A 16,542-nucleotide genomic window follows, 5' to 3' on the forward strand; every position below is an offset into this window, starting at 1 on the left:
GATACGACTCTGCTTTCATGACGACCTACGCCTTCTCGGCACAGGCATTTGAAGATGTGCCGTTTCCGAGGCTGCGGGGTGGCGGATGCCGGAACATCACCGTTCTGGCGGACCGCGGAATGCTCAACATGAGCTTTGATGAGTTCGGACCGCCGCGCTATGCCGGCACACTCTACCATGTGGTGAAGGCCACGATGCCTGGCGCCTTCCACCCCAAGATCGCTCTTCTGGCAGGTGCCGCGAAGGGCCGATTGATGATCGGTTCCGCAAACCTGACTGGATTGGGACTTGGCGGAAATCGAGAATTGGTAGCCGATCTCGCCTACACCACAGACAACCCTGAATTCACCTCACTTTTCGGACAGGCAATGCGGTACATAGCGCGCCACGTGCCCAACGACGATCCGTGGTTTTCCTCGGCACTTGACCGAGCCTTGAGGCACGCCTCCTGGCTGCGAACGGCCATGGCCGACGAGTCCGTGACAGAACGGGACGACATCCGTCTAATAATCGACCGTTCCGAGGGCACCATTCTTGATCAGATCGCGGCCAGTATCGGTACTGACCCGATCCGCCGCCTCATTGTTCTTTCGCCTTATTGGGACGAACGACTGGAAGGATTAAGACGGCTACGATCGGTCTTGGGGATGCCGCCAACGGACATCCTTATCCAACCCGCAGCAGGTTTGTTTCCGGCTGAAAGCCTCGGCAGGCATGACAATCTGCGGCTGTTCAATTCTGGGTCTGAGCGTTCGTCGCGCTTCATTCACGCCAAGCTCTTTGTGGCCCTTGGTGAAGAATCGGATCATTTGATCTCAGGCAGTATGAATTGCTCGGCCCCTGCATTGCTTGGTTCTGCCGATGTCTCGGGCAATGCCGAGGCCGGGATCTACAAACGCGTTCCAAGCGGCACGGCGCTGGCCGCGCTCAACCTGGAGGGATACGAAGAAAACCCCGTCAGCCTGTCAGATTTGCCTGCACGCGAAGAGCGGGAGCGATCCTCATCTGCTGAAGCATTGCCTGCCGATGCAGGCAACTTCGAACTGCGTGGTGGAGAATTGTTCTGGCGCCCCCCGAACGATGGTGCGTTGGATGCCTCCGAGATCCGGTTGTTTGACCGCGACTACGAGGAACTGGCGCAAGTACTTCAAATCGAAGCTGGCGGAACCAACAGGTGGGCCATTGATCCTGACCTCCGACGCCCGAGGGTCGCACGCCTGGTTGGCCATGCCGGAACGTGGTCTGCACCAGCCTCAATCGTTGATCTTGAGATACTGTCGTCCTCCACGCTTCCTGTCCGAAGGGGGCGGAAGCGAACGCTCGTCGATAGCCTGGCCGAGCTCGACCAGGAAGATCTGACAATTCTAGAAGCCCTCAACGAACTGGAGATGCTCGAGGAAACCGAGCACAGCAAGAACCCGGGCACCGTTTCATCCCGCAGCCAGACACCGACGACGCAGAGGGACACAGAGCAGCTCCATCAGGTGCTGCCCTACGAGGTGTTCGTGGCTGCACGCAATCGATCACGAGCAGAGAAGGACGGACGGACTGCGTGGTCCCGTGCGCGCGAGGATGACCCGGCCGGGATGATCAATGCCTGCCTGAATCGCCTGGTCGGCCTTGTATCTGAAGATCTGTCAGAAGACGAAGAGCGCGCCATGCTGGAAGACGCCGCGACCGACCTGCGAACTACCGAACCGGCCAAGGCTGAGGACACAGATGCCGAAGGACTGAATTCTGCAGACAATTCAATCAGTCCAGCTCGGCGAGCTCACGTCACGGCAACAGCAAAGAAATATGTCGACGCTGTGAAGGCCTTTGAGAAGCGAACGACGGCGCTGAAGGGCAGCCCGATAACAACGGCTGAACTGGTTCGGTTGCGGGCCCTCCTGCAAATTGTCCTGGCTGGGGCGATGCCCGTTGCCGGACAGGCGAAAGAACATCAGGTGCTTCCATTGGAAACGAAGGATAGCACTGAGTGGCCGCGTCTGATTGGGCGATTGCTGCGCCAGCATTTTGGGACGATCCGCGCGCTACAGTCCCTTCAGGTCGAAGACGATGAGAGCGAGCACACGCGGGTTCTGGATTACCTTGCAACGGCGAAATTCGCAGCACAGATGGCTGTTCGAGGGGCTCAGTCGAGTCGGTCGCTTGCTCCAATTCAGAAAGCCCTCGGCGCGCTTTCTGCAGACTTGGAAACTCAGATCAAGGCGATCGCCGCCTCCGACGAAGCTGACCTCGCCCGGCTGCAAGAACTGGATGGCAAACTGGCCTCGCGGTTTGGACCAGCGCTCGGGATATGAAACTGACTTCGCTCCCCGCATCTGCCGTCATCATCACGTTGGTTTACGACCAACTGCGCCTCTCGCCTGTTGCGGCTCTGTTCTCCTCGAAGGCGATGGAAACAGGGGGCGAAGTTTTGGCGGAGTTGAAACTCAGGTCATTGGAAAAGCGTGAAAAAATCCGACCGAACCGAATTTAGCGAGGTTCGCCTGAACAGAGACGGAGGGCCATTCAGAGCCCGAAACAGGCTTGGCGCGCAGTCTCCGAGGTTCGCATGGGGGAAGCAAAGCCCTTTGAAAACACGACTATTTCAGCGCGGCGATGGGCGTCTGTCCGTGTTCGCAACTGGGATAGTGGCGGAGGAGGTGGGATTCGAACCCACGGTACGCTTGCACGCACGACGGTTTTCAAGACCGCTGCATTCGACCACTCTGCCACTCCTCCGGGTCCGGACCCGATTAGACGGGCCGGATCGATTCGGCAAACCCCCGCCGGCGGTGCAAAGACGTCACGCCGGGCGGGGCCCGGGGTGGCGGGCCGCGGGCAGGCTTCCCAAGTTCGCGGGAAAAGGCTACACTCGCTGCCAAACAACGCCCGAAAAGGGCGATCCTATCGGCAGCGCCGGGGCAACCGGCATCGCGCGGCGCAGACCGCGACAGGCAAGAGGCAAGGGCATGATTGCAGGGACTTCCGACGATTTCGGGGCCGTACGGGCCATTTCCGGCCGCACGCTGCGCGCGGCAGGGGCGGCGGCCCTGGTGCTGGGCCTGAGCGCCTGCGTCGACGGCGGCGACTTCCCGATGTTCAAGTCCGAGGCCACGGACAGCGGCGACGAGGTCGCCACCCGCCGGGCCACGCGGCTGATCGAACGCGACATCGAGGCGCCCGAGGTCTTCCAAGTCACCGAGGCCGGGCTCTGGGACGGGCGGCCCTCGCTCGGCGGTGTCTGGGTCGCGCATCCGGACGTGAAGGAGCCCGAACGGGTCCTGATCCGCAACACCGCCAACGACAAGTTCGTCATCGGCGCCCTGTTCCGCCGCGAACGCGAGAACCCGGGCCCGCGGGTGCAGGTGTCCTCCGACGCCGCCGCGGCGCTCGGCATGCTGGCGGGCGCGCCGCAGAACCTCAACGTCACCGCTCTCCGCCGGGAAGAGGCGCCGAAACCGGCCGCGGCCGCGGCAGAGAACACGGGATCCGCGGAGCCCGCGGCCGATCCGGCCGCGCAGGGCGCCGAGGGCGGCGCCATGGCGCTGGCCGCACCCGAGGTGAACACCGTGCCGCTCGCCTCGCCCGCGGCACCGGCGGCGCAGGTCCGCCCGCAGCCCGCCTCGGTCCCCGCGGCCCCGGCCCCGAAACCCGCGGCCTCGTCGCTGACGCGGCCCTATCTCCAGATCGGCATCTTCAGCGTCGAGGAGAACGCCCGCAACACCGCCACCGCGATGAGCCAGCAGGGCATGGTGCCGACGGTCCGCAAGCAGTCGAGCAAGGGCAAGACCTTCTGGCGCGTGCTGATCGGCCCGGCGACGACCGAATCCGAGCGCGACGCGCTTCTCGATAAAGTGAAGGCGACGGGCTTTACCGACGCCTATGCTGTGACAAACTAGGCCGCCCGTGCCAGTATGGCGGGACAACCGGACCCGCCGGAGGGTCCGGGACAGACGGAGACATTGATGACCAAGACCAGAGCACAGCGCGCGCCGCGTGCGATGCTGGCAGCCCGGTGGACCTCCGCCGGGCTGAGCCTCGTTTCGGCCTGCCTTCTCACGCTCGCGACCGCCCTGCCGGCCAGCGCCTTCGACACCTCGGCCCGGGCGGCCTACGTGATCGACGTCACGACCGGGACCGTGCTGCTGTCGAAGAACGCCGACGAGCCGCTGCCGCCCGCCTCCATGTCGAAGCTCATGACCCTCTACGTGGCCTTCGAGGCGCTCAAGGACGGCCGCCTGACGCTGGACGAGAAGCTGCCGGTCTCCTCGCACGCGATGAGCTATGGCGGCTCGACCATGTTTCTCGACACCACGGACAAGGTCGCGGTCGAGGACCTCCTGCGCGGCATCATCGTGCTGTCGGGCAACGACGCCTGCGCCGTGATCGCCGAGGCGCTCTCGCCCGACGGGACCGAGGCGGGCTTCGCGCGCTACATGACCCAGCGGGCGCAGAAGATGGGGCTCGACCATTCCACCTTCCAGAACTCCAATGGCTGGCCGGCCGAGGGTCACCGGATGTCGGTCCATGACCTCGCCCTGCTGGCGACGCACATCATCCGCGACTTTCCCGAATACTACCCGCTCTTCGCCGAGACCGAGTTCGCCTTCGATGGCCGGGCGCCGCAGAACGTGCACAACCGCAACCCGCTCCTGGGCATGGGCATCGGCGCCGACGGGCTGAAGACCGGCCATACGTCCGAGGCAGGCTACGGCCTCGTCGGCTCGGCCAAGCAGGATGACCGGCGGATCGTCTTCGCCTTCACGGGGCTCGACAGCACCACCGCGAGGGCCGAGGAGAGCCGTGCCATCGTCAACTGGGCCTTTCGCCAGTTCGCCGAGAAACAGATCGCGACATCCGGACAGGTGATCACCAGCGCCGAGGTCTTCATGGGCGCCTCGCCCGCCGTCGGCCTCACCCCGCGCGAGGATCTCGTGACCCTGCTGCCGGTGCTGGTCGGCGACACCCTCGATGCGGAGGTCGTCTACAACGGCCCGATCGTCGCGCCGGTCAAGGCGGGCGACGAGCTGGCCGAGCTGATTCTGAAGCCCGAGGGCCTGCCCGAGACCCGCGTGCCGCTGGTCGCCGCCGCGGATGTCGCGAAGGGCGGCTTCCTCGTGAAGCTGCGCACCGCGTCGCAGCACCTGATGGAACGTTTCGGCGGAGCGGCCGAGCCTGTCCCGGCGGCGGACGCCTCTTGAGCCCTGCCGGATCCGGGCTCTTCATCTCCTTCGAGGGGATCGACGGGTCCGGCAAGTCCACCCAGGCCCGGCTGCTGGCCGAGGCGCTGGAACGCTCCGGCCGCGAGGTCGTCCTGACGCGCGAGCCCGGCGGCTCTCCGGGCGCCGAGGACATCCGCAAGCTGGTGCTCGAGGGCGACCCCGACCGCTGGTCGGCCGAGACCGAGATCCTGCTCTTCACCGCCGCGCGCCGCGATCACCTCGAACGGACGATCGAACCGGCGCTCGCCGCCGGCAAGGTGGTGATCTGCGACCGCTTCGCCGATTCCACCCGGGTCTACCAGGGCGTCTCCCGGGGGGATCTGCGCGGCCTGGTCGACCGGCTGCACGCGCTGATGATCGGCCGCGAACCCGACCTGACCGTGCTGATCGACATGGACCCGGCGCAGGGCCTCTCCCGCGCGCTCGGGCGGCAGGGCACCGAGGAGCGGTTCGAAAGCTTCGGCGAGGGACTCCAGCAGAAGATGCGCGCCGCCTTCCTCGCGCTGGCCGAGGAATTTCCCGCGCGCTTCCGCAGGATCGACGGCAACCGCGGGATCGAGGCGGTGGCCAGGGATGTCCTCGCCCTCGCCGCGACGGAGCTGGCCTGACGGCCGGCCCCCCCGCCCGCCACCGTCCTCGCAGGGCCCGAGGGGCAGCTGCGACCACCAATACCCTGCACCTTCCTCTGGTCCATGTATCCCCGCCGGAGGCACACCGCGATTTGCCCCGCAAATCGCAAGGCATCGCGTGCGCGCCAAGGGCGCGCGCCTTTCGACACCGCCCCCTCGCGCCGTCCGACGAGGTCTTCACCTCCCGCCCCATCCCCCCTATCCTCCGCCCGACCAAGCCGGACCGATCCATGACCGACGACACGATCCCCCAGCCCGACCGCATCGACGGCGCGCCCCATCCGCGCGACACGCCCCGGATCTTCGGGCAGGACGCCGCGCAGCAGGCGTTTCTCGAGGCGTTCAACACCGGCCACCTGCATCACGCCTGGCTGATCACCGGCCCCAGGGGCACCGGCAAGGCGACGCTCGCCTGGGCCATCGCCCGGTTCCTGCTCGCCACGCCGCCCGACGCGGGCGACGCCCTGTTCGGAGCGCCGCCCCCCGTCACCTCGCTCGACATCGACCCCGGGCATCCGACCGCCCGCCGCCTCCGCGCGGGGTCGGAGCCGGGGCTCTTCGTGCTGAAACGCCCCTGGGACGAGAAGGCCAAGCGCCTGCGCCAGGAGATCACCGTCGAGGAGGCGCGCAGGATGAAGGGCTTCTTCGCCCTCTCCGCCGCCGATGGCGGCCGCCGGGTGGTGATCGTGGACGCCGCGGACGAGCTGAACACCTCCGCCGCCAACGCGATCCTGAAGATCCTCGAGGAGCCGCCGAAGGACACCACGATCCTGATGATCGCGCACCAGCCCTCGGCGCTCCTGCCCACGATCCGCTCCCGCTGCCGCGAATTGCGGCTCGCGCCGCTCTCGCCGGAGGACATCGCGCAGGCCCTGACCCAGGCCGGCATCGCCCCCGAGGGCCAGACCGACGCGCTCGCCGCGCTCGCGGCGGGCTCGGCGGGCGAGGCGGTGCGCCTCTCGCTCCTCGACGGGCCCAAGCTCTATGCCGATCTGGTGCAGCTCTTCGACACCCTGCCCCGGCTCGACCGCGCCCGGGGCCTCGCCCTGGCCGAGGCGGCCGCCGTCCGCGGCGCCGAGGACCGCCGGGATCTCATCAATTCCCTGACCGATCTCTTCCTCGCCCGCCTCGCCCGCACCGGCGCCACGGGCGCTCCGCCCCGGCCCGAGGCCGCCCCCGGCGAGGCGCAGCTCCTCGCCCGTCTCGCCCCCGATGCCCGCTCCGCGCGCAGATGGGCCGAGGCCGCGCAGGAGATCGGCGCCCGTTCGCGGCACGGCAAGGCGGTCAACCTTGACCCTGCCGCGCTCATCCTTGATACCCTCTTCAGGATTCAGAAGACCGCCGCGGCCTGACGCCTGCGGCATACCGGACCCGGAATGACAGAACCCCAGATCACCGACAGCCACTGCCACCTCGACTTTCCCGATTTCGACGGAGAGCGCGACGCGGTCATCGAACGCGCCCTCACGGCCGGCGTCACCCGCATGGTGTCGATCTGCACGAAGATGAAGAACGTCCCCCAGGTCCGGCAGATCGCCGAGGACCACGCCCAGGTCTTCTGGGCCGGCGGGCTTCATCCGATGAGCGTGGCCGAGCACCCGCCGGTCTCGGCCGAGGAGCTGATCGCGCTTGCGCAGCATCCGAAATTCGTCGGCATCGGCGAGACCGGGCTCGACTACCACTACACCGCCGAGAGCGCCGAGGCGCAGCAGGCCTCGCTCCGGACCCACATCGCCGCCGCGCGCGAGACCGGGCTGCCGCTCATCATCCACGCCCGTGCGGCGGACGAGGACATGGCCCGGATCCTGACCGAGGAGCACCGCAACGGCGCCTATTCCTGCGTCATGCATTGCTTCTCCTCGAGCGCGGAGCTCGCGAAGGCCGCGCTCGATCTCGACTTCTACCTGTCGATGTCCGGCATCGCGGCCTTCCCGAAATCCGCCGAGCTGCGCGGGATCTTCGCCGCCGCGCCGCTCGAGCGGATCCTCGTGGAGACCGACAGCCCCTACCTCGCCCCGCCCCCGCACCGCGGCAAGCGGAACGAGCCCGCCTTCACCGCCCACACCGCGCGCAAGGGGGCCGAGACGATGGGCGTGGATTACGAGACCTTCGCCCGCGCCACGCAGGAGAATTTCGACCGGCTGTTCTGGAAGGCCGCCGAATGGAGGGCGGCCGCCTGATGGGAGAACTGCGCTTCACGATCCTGGGCTGCGGCTCTTCCGGCGGCGTGCCCCGCCTCGGCGGCAAGTGGGGCGATTGCGACCCGGCAGAGCCGAAGAACATCCGCAAGCGCTGCTCCATGCTGGTCGAGCGCGAGGGGCCCGAGGGCACCACGACGGTCCTCATCGACACCACGCCCGACATGCGCCAGCAGCTGCTCGACGCGGGCGTCGGCAAGCTGGACGCGGTGATCTGGACGCATTCCCACGCCGATCACGTCCACGGGCTCGACGATCTCAGGATGATCGTCTTCAACACCCGCAAGCGGCTGCAGGTCTGGGCCGACGGCGACACGCAGAACGACCTGTTCTCCCGTTTCGGCTACGCCTTCGTGCAGCCCGAGGGTTCGCCCTATCCGCCGATCCTGAACATGCACACGATCGACGGCCCGATCACCGTGGAGGGCGCGGGCGGCGAGATCACCTTCACGCCGTTCTGGGTCAACCACGGCTCGATCGAAGCGCTCGGCTTCCGGATCGGCGACCTCGCCTACCTGCCCGACGTCGCCAAGATGAACGACGAGGCCTGGGCCGCGGTCGAGGGGCTCGACTGCTGGATCCTCGACGCGCTGCGCCGGGATCCGCATCCGACCCATTCCCATTTCGCGCAATCGCTCGAATGGATCGAACGGGCGGCGCCGCGCCGCGCCGTGCTCACCAACATGCATATCGACATGGACTACGCGACGGTGGAGGGCGAGACGCCCGATCACATCACGCCCGCCTATGACGGCATGACGATCACCTACCCGGCCTGAGCCGATGCAGTCCCTGATCACCGTCATCCTGCCGGTCTTCCTGCTGATCGGCGCGGGATGGACGGCGACCCGCTACGGCCTGACCTCGGCCGCCGCGGCCGAGGCGCTGACCAAGTTCGCGCAATCGGTGGCCTTTCCCTGCCTTCTGTTCCGCGCCGTCGTGCAGCTCGACATCGGGCAGGAATTCAGCGCGCCGCTCCTGCTGAGCTACTACGCCGCCGCCACCGCCTGCTTCTTCGTCGGCCTGATCGCCGCGCGGGTGGTGTTCCGCCGGGACTGGGAGGATTGCGTCGTCGTCGGCTTCTGCTGCCTGTTCTCGAACACGCTGATGCTGGCGATCCCGATCACCGAGCGCGCCTACGGACACGAGGCGCTGGCCTCGAACTTCGCCATCGTCGCGATCCACGCGCCCTTCTGCTACACGCTGGGCATCGTCGCGATGGAGATCGTCCGGGCCGGTCCCGGCCGCCTGAACCCGTTGCGCCTCGGTGCGCAGATCTCGCGGCAGGTGGCGACGAACCCGCTGGTGATCGCGCTGATGCTGGGGTTCATCGTCAACCTCTCGGGGCTGGTCACGCCCGCGCCGCTCTATGCCGCGGTGAACATGCTTGCGAACGCGGCGGTGCCCGTGGGTCTCTTCGCCGTCGGGGGCGTGCTCACCCAGTACAGGCTGGAGGGCGACGGCCGCCTGATCGCGATGATCTGCGGCGTGACGCTTCTGCTGCACCCGTCCCTGATGTGGCTCTTCGGCCGGGCGGTGGACCTGCCGACCTCGGCCTTCCGCTCGGCCGTCATCACCGCCGCGGTGGCGCCCGGGGTGAACACCTATGTCTTCGCCAACATCTACGGCCGGGCCAAGCGGGTCGCGGCCTCCTCGGTGCTGATCACCACCGTGGGCTGCATCCTGTCGGTGTGGTTCTGGCTCTCCGTCCTGCCCTGACGCTCAGCCCCGCCCGGCATCCGACGCCTCGAAATGCGCCATCTGGTCCGCGACGGCCTTGCCGAAGGCGGGCCGGGCGCAGGCCCGTTCGACATAGTCCCGCAGCGCCGGGTGATGGCCGAGGCGGCCCAGCTCGTCGGGCAGGCGCAGCACGTCCGCCATCAAGATGTCCGCCGCGGTGAAGCGCCCCGCGGCCAGCCAGTCCCGCGACGACAGCACCGCGTCGAGCCGTTCGAACCGCTGCTCCATCCAGCCCGACAGCGGGTTCTGCTCCGCGCCCGACATCTTCACGAACCACCATGGCACGGTGACCATCTCGATCGAGTTCAGCGCCGCGATGACCCATTCCAGCACCTCGGCCCGCCCCACCGGGTCGCCGGGCATCAGCGCCTCGCTCTTCCCGGCGATGTGCAGGAGGCAGGCGCCGCTCTCGAAAAGGCGCACCTCGCCGTCCTGCAGGAAGGGCACCTGCGCGAAGGGCTGGCGGGCGAGATGCTCGGGGCTGCGATCCTCGAAAGGCACGGTGGCGACGCGGTAGGGCAGCCCCGCCTCCTCCAGCGCCCAGCGAAGCCGGACGTCGCGCACCTTGCCCCGCGGCATCTGCGGCACCCAGTCGTAGGTCCAGATGGTGAGAAGGGGGTCCGTGGCGTCCTGCGGCATGTCGCGCTCCTCCCGGTGAGACGCCCCATGGAAGCACGGTGCGCGGACAGGTCAAGCGCGGCCGCGCGCCATGGGCGGGAAGCCACCCATGGCGCGGGGCGACCGGTCAGGCCCCGTTCAGCCGGGCGCGGAGCGCGGCCATGTCGGCCTGCATGACGGCGTGGCCCGCCCCCGGATGGACGTGGAACGACACGTCCGCCCCCATGCCGCGCAGCGTCTCGGCGCTGTCGCGGGCACGCTTCAGCGGGATGTGCGGATCGCGCTCGTGGACCGAGATCCAGACCTGTGCGCCCTCGCGCCGCCCGTCATAGGCCAGCCGCTTGTCGGCGGCGCCGTAGAGCGCCTCGACCTGGGCGGAGCCTGCGTCCGCCGTGCCGACCAGCCCGCCGGAAAAGGCCAGCACCCCCGCCAGCCCGGCCCCGTCGCGGGCGAAGCTCTCGAGCGCGAGGCAGGCCCCCTGCGAGAAGCCGCCCAGCCAGATGCGCCCGCGCGGGATGCCCTCGGCCTCGGCCGCCGCCACGCCGTCGCGCATCGCCGCCAGTCCGCGCCCGAGCGGTCCGGCCATCTGCGCCATCGGCGCAAGGTACGAGGTCGGCCACCACGACGCCCCCGGCGCCTCGGGCGCGAAGCCCGCCACGTCGGGCAGCGCGGCCTGGTCGAGCAGGCCGAGGATGTCGGCCGCGGACCCGCCCCGGCCGTGGGCAAGGACGACGGCCGCCCGCGCCTCCCCGGCCATCGCGCCGCTGCGCCTCACGTCGTCACCCTCAGCTCGGGCAGGATGCGTTCGATCTGGCCGCGCAGCCGCTCGTGCTGTTCGGGCAGCTTCAGCGCCTGGCCGAGCGTCTCCAGCGGCTCGTCCGCGGTGAAGCCCGGCGGGTCGGTGGCGATCTCGAACAGCACGCCGCCCGGTTCGCGGAAGTAGATCGCGTTGAAATACTGCCGGTCGATCACGGGTGTCGTGGGCAGGCCGACCGCGGCAAGGCGTTTCTGCCATTCGGCCTGCTCGGCATCCGAACGGGCGCGGAAGGCCACGTGATGGATCGTCCCCGCCCCGGGCCGCCCGATCGCGGGCTTCTCCGACAGGTAGATGTCCACGACGTTGCCGCGCGCATTGCCCGGTGCCACATAGCGCAGGCGGCGGCTGCCGTCGGCGCCCGCCTCCTCGCCCGCAGCTTCGTAGCCGAAGACCTCGGTCAGCACGCGGGCCGTGGCCTCGGGCGCCCGTTCCCAGAGCGTGACGGAGTGGAAGCCGTCCAGCACGGTGTCGGCCGCGCGGTCGGTCTCGACCAGCTCGACCGGGGCGCCGTCCGGATCGGAGAGCGTGATGACCCGCTGGCCGAACCGCTCCACGGGTCCGGCGAAGTCGATGGCGCGCGCGGCCAGATCCGCCATGAGCGCATCGAAGCGGCCCTTCGAGACCGAATAGGCATAGGCCGAGGCCATGCCCGCGCCGGCCCGGCCGGGGCCCGCGTCGACGAAGGGGAAGAAGGTCAGGATCGTGCCGGGGCTGCCGGCATGATCGCCGTAATAGAGGTGATAGGTGTCGGGCGCGTCGAAGTTGACGGTCTTCTTCACCAGCCGCTGGCCCAGCGTGCCGGTGTAGAAATCGACATTCTCCTGCGGCGGGCCCGAGATCGCGGTGACGTGGTGGAGGCCGGGAATCGTGGTGGCCATGATGTTTCCCTTCCTGTGGCGGCCCGAGAGCCGGGCCGCTTCAGCCTCCAATATCGGTGTGCATCCGCGCCGATCAACGGGCGGCCGGCCTGCGCCATTGCACAGGGTCTGTGTCGTATCGGTCGCGGACGGCCCGCGCCGGCCCGTTCAGCCGCCGAGCCGGGTGCGCAGGCGGGACACCGTCTCGTCGGGCAGGCCGATCGTGCGCATGTAGGCCGTGGCCCCGCCATGTGCCTGCTCCAGCCAATCCAGCGTCGCGCGCATCGTCTCGGGCCGGGAGCCGAGAACCCGTTCGGCATGCGCGGGATCGCTGCCGCGGGCGCGGGCCTTCTCGCGCAGGGTGTCGATCAGGCCGGCGCCATGGGTCGCGGTGGCGGCGTAATCCGCGACCACGTCCTCGCGCTCCACCCCGGCGTTCAGGAGCAGGAGCGCGGCGACCAGCCCGGTCCGGTCCTTGCCCGCCGTGCAATGGAAGAGCGTCGCGCCCTCCTCCGCCTCGGCGAGATGGCTCAGCGCCGCCGCGAAGGCCTCGCGGCAATCGCCGAGCGCGGCGCGATAGCGCAGCCCCATGTCGAAGCCGTCCGGGTGGGTCTTCGTCATCGCGTCGATCGTCGCCAGCCCGTTGTAGATCGGCAGGTGGCGATAGCCGATGACCTCGTGACCGGCGAGCGGGTTGGGGCCCTCGGCCACCTCCATGTCCGAACGCAGATCGAGGATGCGCACCAGCCCGCCGTCGAGCAGCGCGCGCAGCCCCGCGGTATCGAGCCCGCGCAGCGCGTCCCCGCGCAGGAACACGCCGGACCGCGTCACCCCGCCGCCCGGCAGGGGATGACCCCCGAGGTCGCGGATGTTGTGAATGCCGCTCAGGGCGGCGGCGGTCGTGGTCGCGTGCATCTGGCTCTCCTGTCTCGCCGCGGACCTTGGCGGCAAACGCCGCGCCGCGCAACCGGACGGGCCGGGCTTCCTCATACCCGTCCGATGTCGCCGCGGGCCACCGCCACCGACTTGACGATGGCATGGCAGGAGCGGCCCGGCGCAAGGTCCAGCGCCTCGGCGGACCGGCGGGTCAGACGGGCGAGGATCACGTCCTCTCCGGCGCGGAGCTGCGCGATCACGCCCGGCCCCTCGCCCTGTTTCAGCGCGACGACCACGGCGGGCAGGATGTTCAGCGCCGAGAGCCCCTCGGGCCGGTGGCGCGACAGGATGACGTCCTGCGCCTCGATCCGGACGCGCAGGCGCTGGCCCTCGGCCGCCTGCACCCGCGGCAGCAGCAGCGTGCCGCCGGACACCCGCAGCTCGCTCAGCCCGTCGGGGTGATGCGCCACGACCTCGCCGGTCAAGAGCGCGCCCGCCTCGCGCAGGCCGAAGCGCGGCGCGAGGTCCGGGTCGGCGAAGAGCGCCTCTGCCGGGCCGGCGCGGACCACGCGGCCCTCGGCCAGCAGCACGACGGTCGTGGCCAGCCGCGCGACCTCGTCCAGCGCATGGCTGACGTAGAGGATCGGCAGGCGCATCTCGTCCCGCAGCCGTTCGAGATAGGGCAGGATCTCGGCCTTGCGTTCGGCATCGAGCGCGGCGAGCGGTTCGTCCATCAGCAGCATCCGGGGCGCGGAGAGCAGCGCGCGCCCGACGGCGACCCGCTGCTTCTCGCCGCCCGAGAGCGCGCCGGGCCGGCGCTCGAGCAGCGCGCCGATCCCCAGCATCTCGACCACGCGCGCGGTCTCGGCGGCATCGGCCTTCCGCCCCGTGACCCGCGCCGGATAGGCGAGGTTCCCGGCCACCGTCAGATGCGGGAAAAGCCGCCCCTCCTGGAAGACGTAGCCGATCCGCCGCCGGTGCGGTTTCAGGCAGACCCCGGCGGCGCTGTCGAAGAGCACCTCGCCGTCCAGGTCGATCCGTCCGCGTTCGGGCCGCAGAAGCCCGGCGACCGCGTTCACCAGCGTCGTCTTGCCCGCGCCGGAGCGGCCGAAGAGCGCGGTCACACCCTCGGGCGCCTCGAAGGCGGCCTCCAGCGTGAAGCCACCGAAGCCGTGGCCGATATCGACGAGAAGGCTCATTCCGCCGTCCCGATCCGGCGCGCCAGCGCGCGCGACAGCGCCTCGGCCCCGATCAGCGCGATCATCGACACGGCGATCGAGACGCCGACAAGCACGCCGACCGCCCCCTCTCCGCCGGGGACCTGCAGGAAGGTGTAGATCGCCGAGGCGAGCGTCCGGGTCTCTCCGGGGATGTTGGAGACGAAGGTGATCGTGGCGCCGAATTCCCCCATGGCCTTGGCGAAGGCCAGCATCGCGCCCGCCAGCACGCCGGGCAGGGTCAGCGGCAGGGTCACGGTCAGGAACACCCGCCACGGCGGCGCCCCGAGCGTGCCCGACGCCTCCTCAAGCCGCCGGTCCACCGCGTCGAGCGACAGCCAGATCGCGCGCACCATCAGCGGAAAGCCCATGACGGCGGCGGCCAGCGCGGCACCCGTCCAGCGGAAGGCGAGAACGAGGCCGAAGGTCTCGTCGAGCCAGCCGCCGACCATGCCGTTGCGCCCGAACCCCAGCAGGAGGAGATAGCCCGTCACCACCGGCGGCAGCACCAGCGGCAGATGCACCGCGACGTTCAGCAGCCCGCGCCCCGGAAAGCGCCAGCGCGACAGGGCATAGGCCGCCAGAACGGCGAACGGCAGGGAACAGAGCGTCGCCCAGAACGCGACCCTGAGCGAGAGGCCGAGCGCCTGCCATTCCTCCGGCCCGATCAGGTCCATCATCGCCCCTTCCGCTGCGTGCCGGGGGATCTGGCAAGCAAACCAGCCCCTTGGCAAGCCCCCGCGCGGCAATTCGCGGCCGGGTCACTCGTCGAAGGCGATCTCTCCGGTCCGGGCGGGCGGGAAGGCGAGCACGGCGATGTTGAAGCAGCAGAAGGCGACGGCGGTCAGCGCCGACATGCCGTGGAAAATGCCGAGGTCATAGACCGTGGTGGCATCGAAGGCATAGCCCGCGATGACGCAGATGCTGGTGGAAAGCCCGGCGACCGCGAAATAGACCGGCCCGTCGGGGTCCGGGTTTTCGGGCGCCATCAGCGCGAGGACGCAGTAGCTGCCGATCAGCATCCCGATCGCCGTCGGGACCGACATGTGATCCGCCCCGATCCTGTCGCCCAGCAGGACGCCGTCGATGCCGGGGCTCGAGAGGAGGAGGAAGCTGGCCAGGTTCACCAGCGCGACCACCACGACCGCGAAGGACATCGCCCAGGCGACCCGCGCCCGCCACGACCGGTCGCAGAACCATCCGAGGATCAAGGCCGTGCTCAGAAGCACGAGGCAGAGCGCCGTGCTGGGCACCATGTCGACATAATCGCCGGGCGCACGATCAACCGCCGCACGGGCCGAGGACCACCCGTCGTAAAGGCCGTAGAGCCCGATCACACCTGTGAGCGTTGCAAAAGGCAGTGGAACGACGTCCAGAACCCTTGCAGCAAGGCTGTGTTCCATACATCCCCAATTCCGTGACGCTGCATGGGGGCAGATCACGTCAGCAACGATACGGAAGGGGCTGCGCCCTGTCTCGGCAAAGCGTTAATTCTTCCTTAACGATTGCGAAATGTTACGCGGCGCCGGGTCTCCCCTCGCATGGCGGGCAATCGGCGCGGGGGCGGGACTTCCGCGCGCAACTGTGCGAGGGTCGCCGCAGACGCAGGAGAGACCCGACCATGACGATCACGCGCGACGACGAACTCGAGGGGCTGAAGGACATCGGCCGCATCGTGGCCAACACCCTCCGGGCCATGGCCAGGGCGATGGAGCCGGGCATGACGACGGCCGAGCTCGACGCGATCGGGGCGGCGCTTCTGGAGCGCGATGGCGCCGTTTCCGCCCCCCGGTCGACCTATGACTTCCCGGGCGCCACCTGCATCAGCGTGAACGAAGAGATCGCGCACGGCATCCCGGGCCCCCGCGTGATCCGGGCCGGCGACATGGTGAACATCGACGTCTCGGCCTCGAAGGCGGGCTATTTCGCGGACACCGGCGCCACCTACCGCGTGCCGCCGACGCGGCCCTCGCAGGACACGCTCTGCCGCGACGGGCGCAAGGCGATGCAGATCGGCATCGCGCAGGTCGGCGCCGGCCGGCCTCTGGCGGGGATCGGCAATGCCATCGGACGCTTTGCCTCGGCCAGGGGCTACACGCTGATCCGCAACCTGGCGAGCCACGGTGTCGGACGCGCGCTGCACGAATACCCCGAGGAGATCGCCACCTGGCCCACGCGGTCCGACCGGCGGCGCATCACCCGCGGGCTGGTGATGACGGTGGAACCCTTCCTGTCGCGCGGTGGTCTCTGGGCCGAGCAGGGCGATGACGGCTGGACGCTCTACAGCGAACCCGCGGCCGAGGTGGTCCAGTACGAACACACCGTCGTGGCGACCGACCGCGGCGCGATGGTGGTCACGCTGCCGGGCTGACGCGACGGC

Annotated in this window: 16 protein-coding genes and 1 tRNA gene; 9 read left to right on the forward strand and 8 right to left on the reverse strand. The window is 69.1% G+C overall.

Going from position 1 to position 16,542, the window contains the following annotated elements; all coding sequences use genetic code 11:
- Window positions 1-17: 17 nt before the first annotated feature.
- On the forward strand, window positions 18-2,303 hold the full coding sequence (locus tag Q344_RS26095; protein WP_156954692.1) for a phospholipase D-like domain-containing protein: 2,286 nt from the start codon (window positions 18-20) through the stop codon (window positions 2,301-2,303).
- Between the two features lie 334 nt (window positions 2,304-2,637).
- On the opposite strand, the gene Q344_RS0110675 is transcribed toward Q344_RS26095, so the two are convergent.
- A tRNA-Ser gene (locus Q344_RS0110675) sits at window positions 2,638-2,727 on the reverse strand.
- Window positions 2,728-2,957: 230 nt separating this feature from the next.
- On the opposite strand from Q344_RS0110675, the gene Q344_RS0110680 reads away from it, so the two are divergent.
- The 7 genes from Q344_RS0110680 to Q344_RS0110710 all read left to right on the forward strand — a co-directional run bounded on the left by Q344_RS0110680 (window position 2,958) and on the right by Q344_RS0110710 (window position 9,756).
- A complete protein-coding gene (locus Q344_RS0110680; protein WP_051630564.1) occupies window positions 2,958-3,887 on the forward strand; it encodes an SPOR domain-containing protein in 930 nt (309 codons plus the stop codon).
- A 102-nt stretch (window positions 3,888-3,989) separates the two neighbouring features.
- Window positions 3,990-5,189 (forward strand): D-alanyl-D-alanine carboxypeptidase family protein, encoded by a 1,200-nt coding sequence (locus Q344_RS23750; protein ID WP_036539497.1) that lies wholly within the window; start codon window positions 3,990-3,992, stop codon window positions 5,187-5,189.
- Window positions 5,186-5,818 (forward strand): dTMP kinase, encoded by a 633-nt coding sequence (tmk, locus tag Q344_RS0110690; protein WP_028286688.1) that lies wholly within the window; start codon window positions 5,186-5,188, stop codon window positions 5,816-5,818. Before Q344_RS23750 ends, tmk begins: the two co-directional genes overlap by 4 nt.
- 251 nt (window positions 5,819-6,069) lie before the next feature.
- Window positions 6,070-7,191: a DNA polymerase III subunit delta' gene (locus tag Q344_RS0110695; protein WP_028286689.1), complete on the forward strand. Its 1,122-nt coding sequence runs from the start codon at window positions 6,070-6,072 to the stop codon at window positions 7,189-7,191.
- A 24-nt stretch (window positions 7,192-7,215) separates the two neighbouring features.
- Window positions 7,216-8,019 (forward strand): TatD family hydrolase, encoded by an 804-nt coding sequence (locus Q344_RS0110700; protein ID WP_028286690.1) that lies wholly within the window; start codon window positions 7,216-7,218, stop codon window positions 8,017-8,019.
- Window positions 8,019-8,816: an MBL fold metallo-hydrolase gene (locus tag Q344_RS0110705; protein ID WP_028286691.1), complete on the forward strand. Its 798-nt coding sequence runs from the start codon at window positions 8,019-8,021 to the stop codon at window positions 8,814-8,816. Before Q344_RS0110700 ends, Q344_RS0110705 begins: the two co-directional genes overlap by 1 nt.
- Before the next feature lie 4 nt (window positions 8,817-8,820).
- Complete coding sequence (locus Q344_RS0110710) at window positions 8,821-9,756, forward strand: AEC family transporter (protein ID WP_028286692.1); 936 nt, start codon at window positions 8,821-8,823, stop codon at window positions 9,754-9,756.
- 3 nt (window positions 9,757-9,759) lie between these two features.
- On the opposite strand, the gene Q344_RS0110715 is transcribed toward Q344_RS0110710, so the two are convergent.
- From Q344_RS0110715 to Q344_RS0110745, 7 genes are all read right to left on the reverse strand, one after another.
- On the reverse strand, window positions 9,760-10,416 hold the full coding sequence (locus Q344_RS0110715; protein ID WP_028286693.1) for a glutathione S-transferase family protein: 657 nt from the start codon (window positions 10,414-10,416) through the stop codon (window positions 9,760-9,762).
- A gap of 106 nt (window positions 10,417-10,522) precedes the next feature.
- Window positions 10,523-11,170 carry an alpha/beta hydrolase gene (locus tag Q344_RS0110720; RefSeq protein WP_028286694.1) on the reverse strand — a complete coding sequence of 216 codons (648 nt, stop codon included), beginning with the start codon at window positions 11,168-11,170 and terminating at the stop codon, window positions 10,523-10,525.
- Window positions 11,167-12,090, reverse strand: a complete 924-nt coding sequence (locus Q344_RS0110725; protein WP_028286695.1) for a ring-cleaving dioxygenase — start codon at window positions 12,088-12,090, stop codon at window positions 11,167-11,169. Before Q344_RS0110725 ends, Q344_RS0110720 begins: the two co-directional genes overlap by 4 nt.
- Before the next feature lie 147 nt (window positions 12,091-12,237).
- Window positions 12,238-12,984 carry a tyrosine-protein phosphatase gene (locus tag Q344_RS0110730; RefSeq protein ID WP_028286696.1) on the reverse strand — a complete coding sequence of 249 codons (747 nt, stop codon included), beginning with the start codon at window positions 12,982-12,984 and terminating at the stop codon, window positions 12,238-12,240.
- Between the two features lie 71 nt (window positions 12,985-13,055).
- Window positions 13,056-14,144 (reverse strand): molybdenum ABC transporter ATP-binding protein, encoded by a 1,089-nt coding sequence (modC, locus tag Q344_RS0110735; protein WP_028286697.1) that lies wholly within the window; start codon window positions 14,142-14,144, stop codon window positions 13,056-13,058.
- The gene (gene modB / locus Q344_RS0110740) at window positions 14,141-14,842 is read right to left on the reverse strand and encodes a molybdate ABC transporter permease subunit (protein ID WP_028286698.1); all 702 of its coding nucleotides are present in this window, start codon (window positions 14,840-14,842) and stop codon (window positions 14,141-14,143) included. Before modB ends, modC begins: the two co-directional genes overlap by 4 nt.
- An 81-nt stretch (window positions 14,843-14,923) precedes the next feature.
- The gene (locus Q344_RS0110745; protein WP_156954693.1) at window positions 14,924-15,565 is read right to left on the reverse strand and encodes a hypothetical protein; all 642 of its coding nucleotides are present in this window, start codon (window positions 15,563-15,565) and stop codon (window positions 14,924-14,926) included.
- A 218-nt stretch (window positions 15,566-15,783) separates the two neighbouring features.
- Between Q344_RS0110745 and map the strand changes: the two genes are divergently transcribed.
- Window positions 15,784-16,533 (forward strand): type I methionyl aminopeptidase, encoded by a 750-nt coding sequence (map, locus tag Q344_RS0110750; protein ID WP_028286700.1) that lies wholly within the window; start codon window positions 15,784-15,786, stop codon window positions 16,531-16,533.
- Window positions 16,534-16,542: the final 9 nt, after the last annotated feature.

The organism is Pseudooceanicola nanhaiensis DSM 18065 (genome assembly GCF_000688295.1).
Lineage (GTDB): Bacteria > Pseudomonadota > Alphaproteobacteria > Rhodobacterales > Rhodobacteraceae > Pseudooceanicola > Pseudooceanicola nanhaiensis.

Bases quoted from the DNA above. Each gene is read 5' to 3' on its own strand.
- Q344_RS0110680 (WP_051630564.1), top strand. From the start codon at position 2,958: ATGATTGCAGGGACTTCCGACGATTTCGGGGCCGTACGGGCCATTTCC.
- modC (WP_028286697.1), bottom strand. From the start codon at position 14,144: ATGAGCCTTCTCGTCGATATCGGCCACGGCTTCGGTGGCTTCACGCTG.
- Q344_RS0110705 (WP_028286691.1), top strand. From the start codon at position 8,019: ATGGGAGAACTGCGCTTCACGATCCTGGGCTGCGGCTCTTCCGGCGGC.
- Q344_RS0110725 (WP_028286695.1), bottom strand. From the start codon at position 12,090: ATGGCCACCACGATTCCCGGCCTCCACCACGTCACCGCGATCTCGGGC.
- Q344_RS0110745 (WP_156954693.1), bottom strand. From the start codon at position 15,565: ATGGAACACAGCCTTGCTGCAAGGGTTCTGGACGTCGTTCCACTGCCT.
- map (WP_028286700.1), top strand. From the start codon at position 15,784: ATGACGATCACGCGCGACGACGAACTCGAGGGGCTGAAGGACATCGGC.
- Q344_RS0110695 (WP_028286689.1), top strand. From the start codon at position 6,070: ATGACCGACGACACGATCCCCCAGCCCGACCGCATCGACGGCGCGCCC.
- Q344_RS0110715 (WP_028286693.1), bottom strand. From the start codon at position 10,416: ATGCCGCAGGACGCCACGGACCCCCTTCTCACCATCTGGACCTACGAC.
- Q344_RS0110730 (WP_028286696.1), bottom strand. From the start codon at position 12,984: ATGCACGCGACCACGACCGCCGCCGCCCTGAGCGGCATTCACAACATC.
- Q344_RS26095 (WP_156954692.1), top strand. From the start codon at position 18: ATGACGACCTACGCCTTCTCGGCACAGGCATTTGAAGATGTGCCGTTT.
- modB (WP_028286698.1), bottom strand. From the start codon at position 14,842: ATGATGGACCTGATCGGGCCGGAGGAATGGCAGGCGCTCGGCCTCTCG.
- Q344_RS0110710 (WP_028286692.1), top strand. From the start codon at position 8,821: ATGCAGTCCCTGATCACCGTCATCCTGCCGGTCTTCCTGCTGATCGGC.
- Q344_RS0110700 (WP_028286690.1), top strand. From the start codon at position 7,216: ATGACAGAACCCCAGATCACCGACAGCCACTGCCACCTCGACTTTCCC.
- Q344_RS23750 (WP_036539497.1), top strand. From the start codon at position 3,990: ATGCTGGCAGCCCGGTGGACCTCCGCCGGGCTGAGCCTCGTTTCGGCC.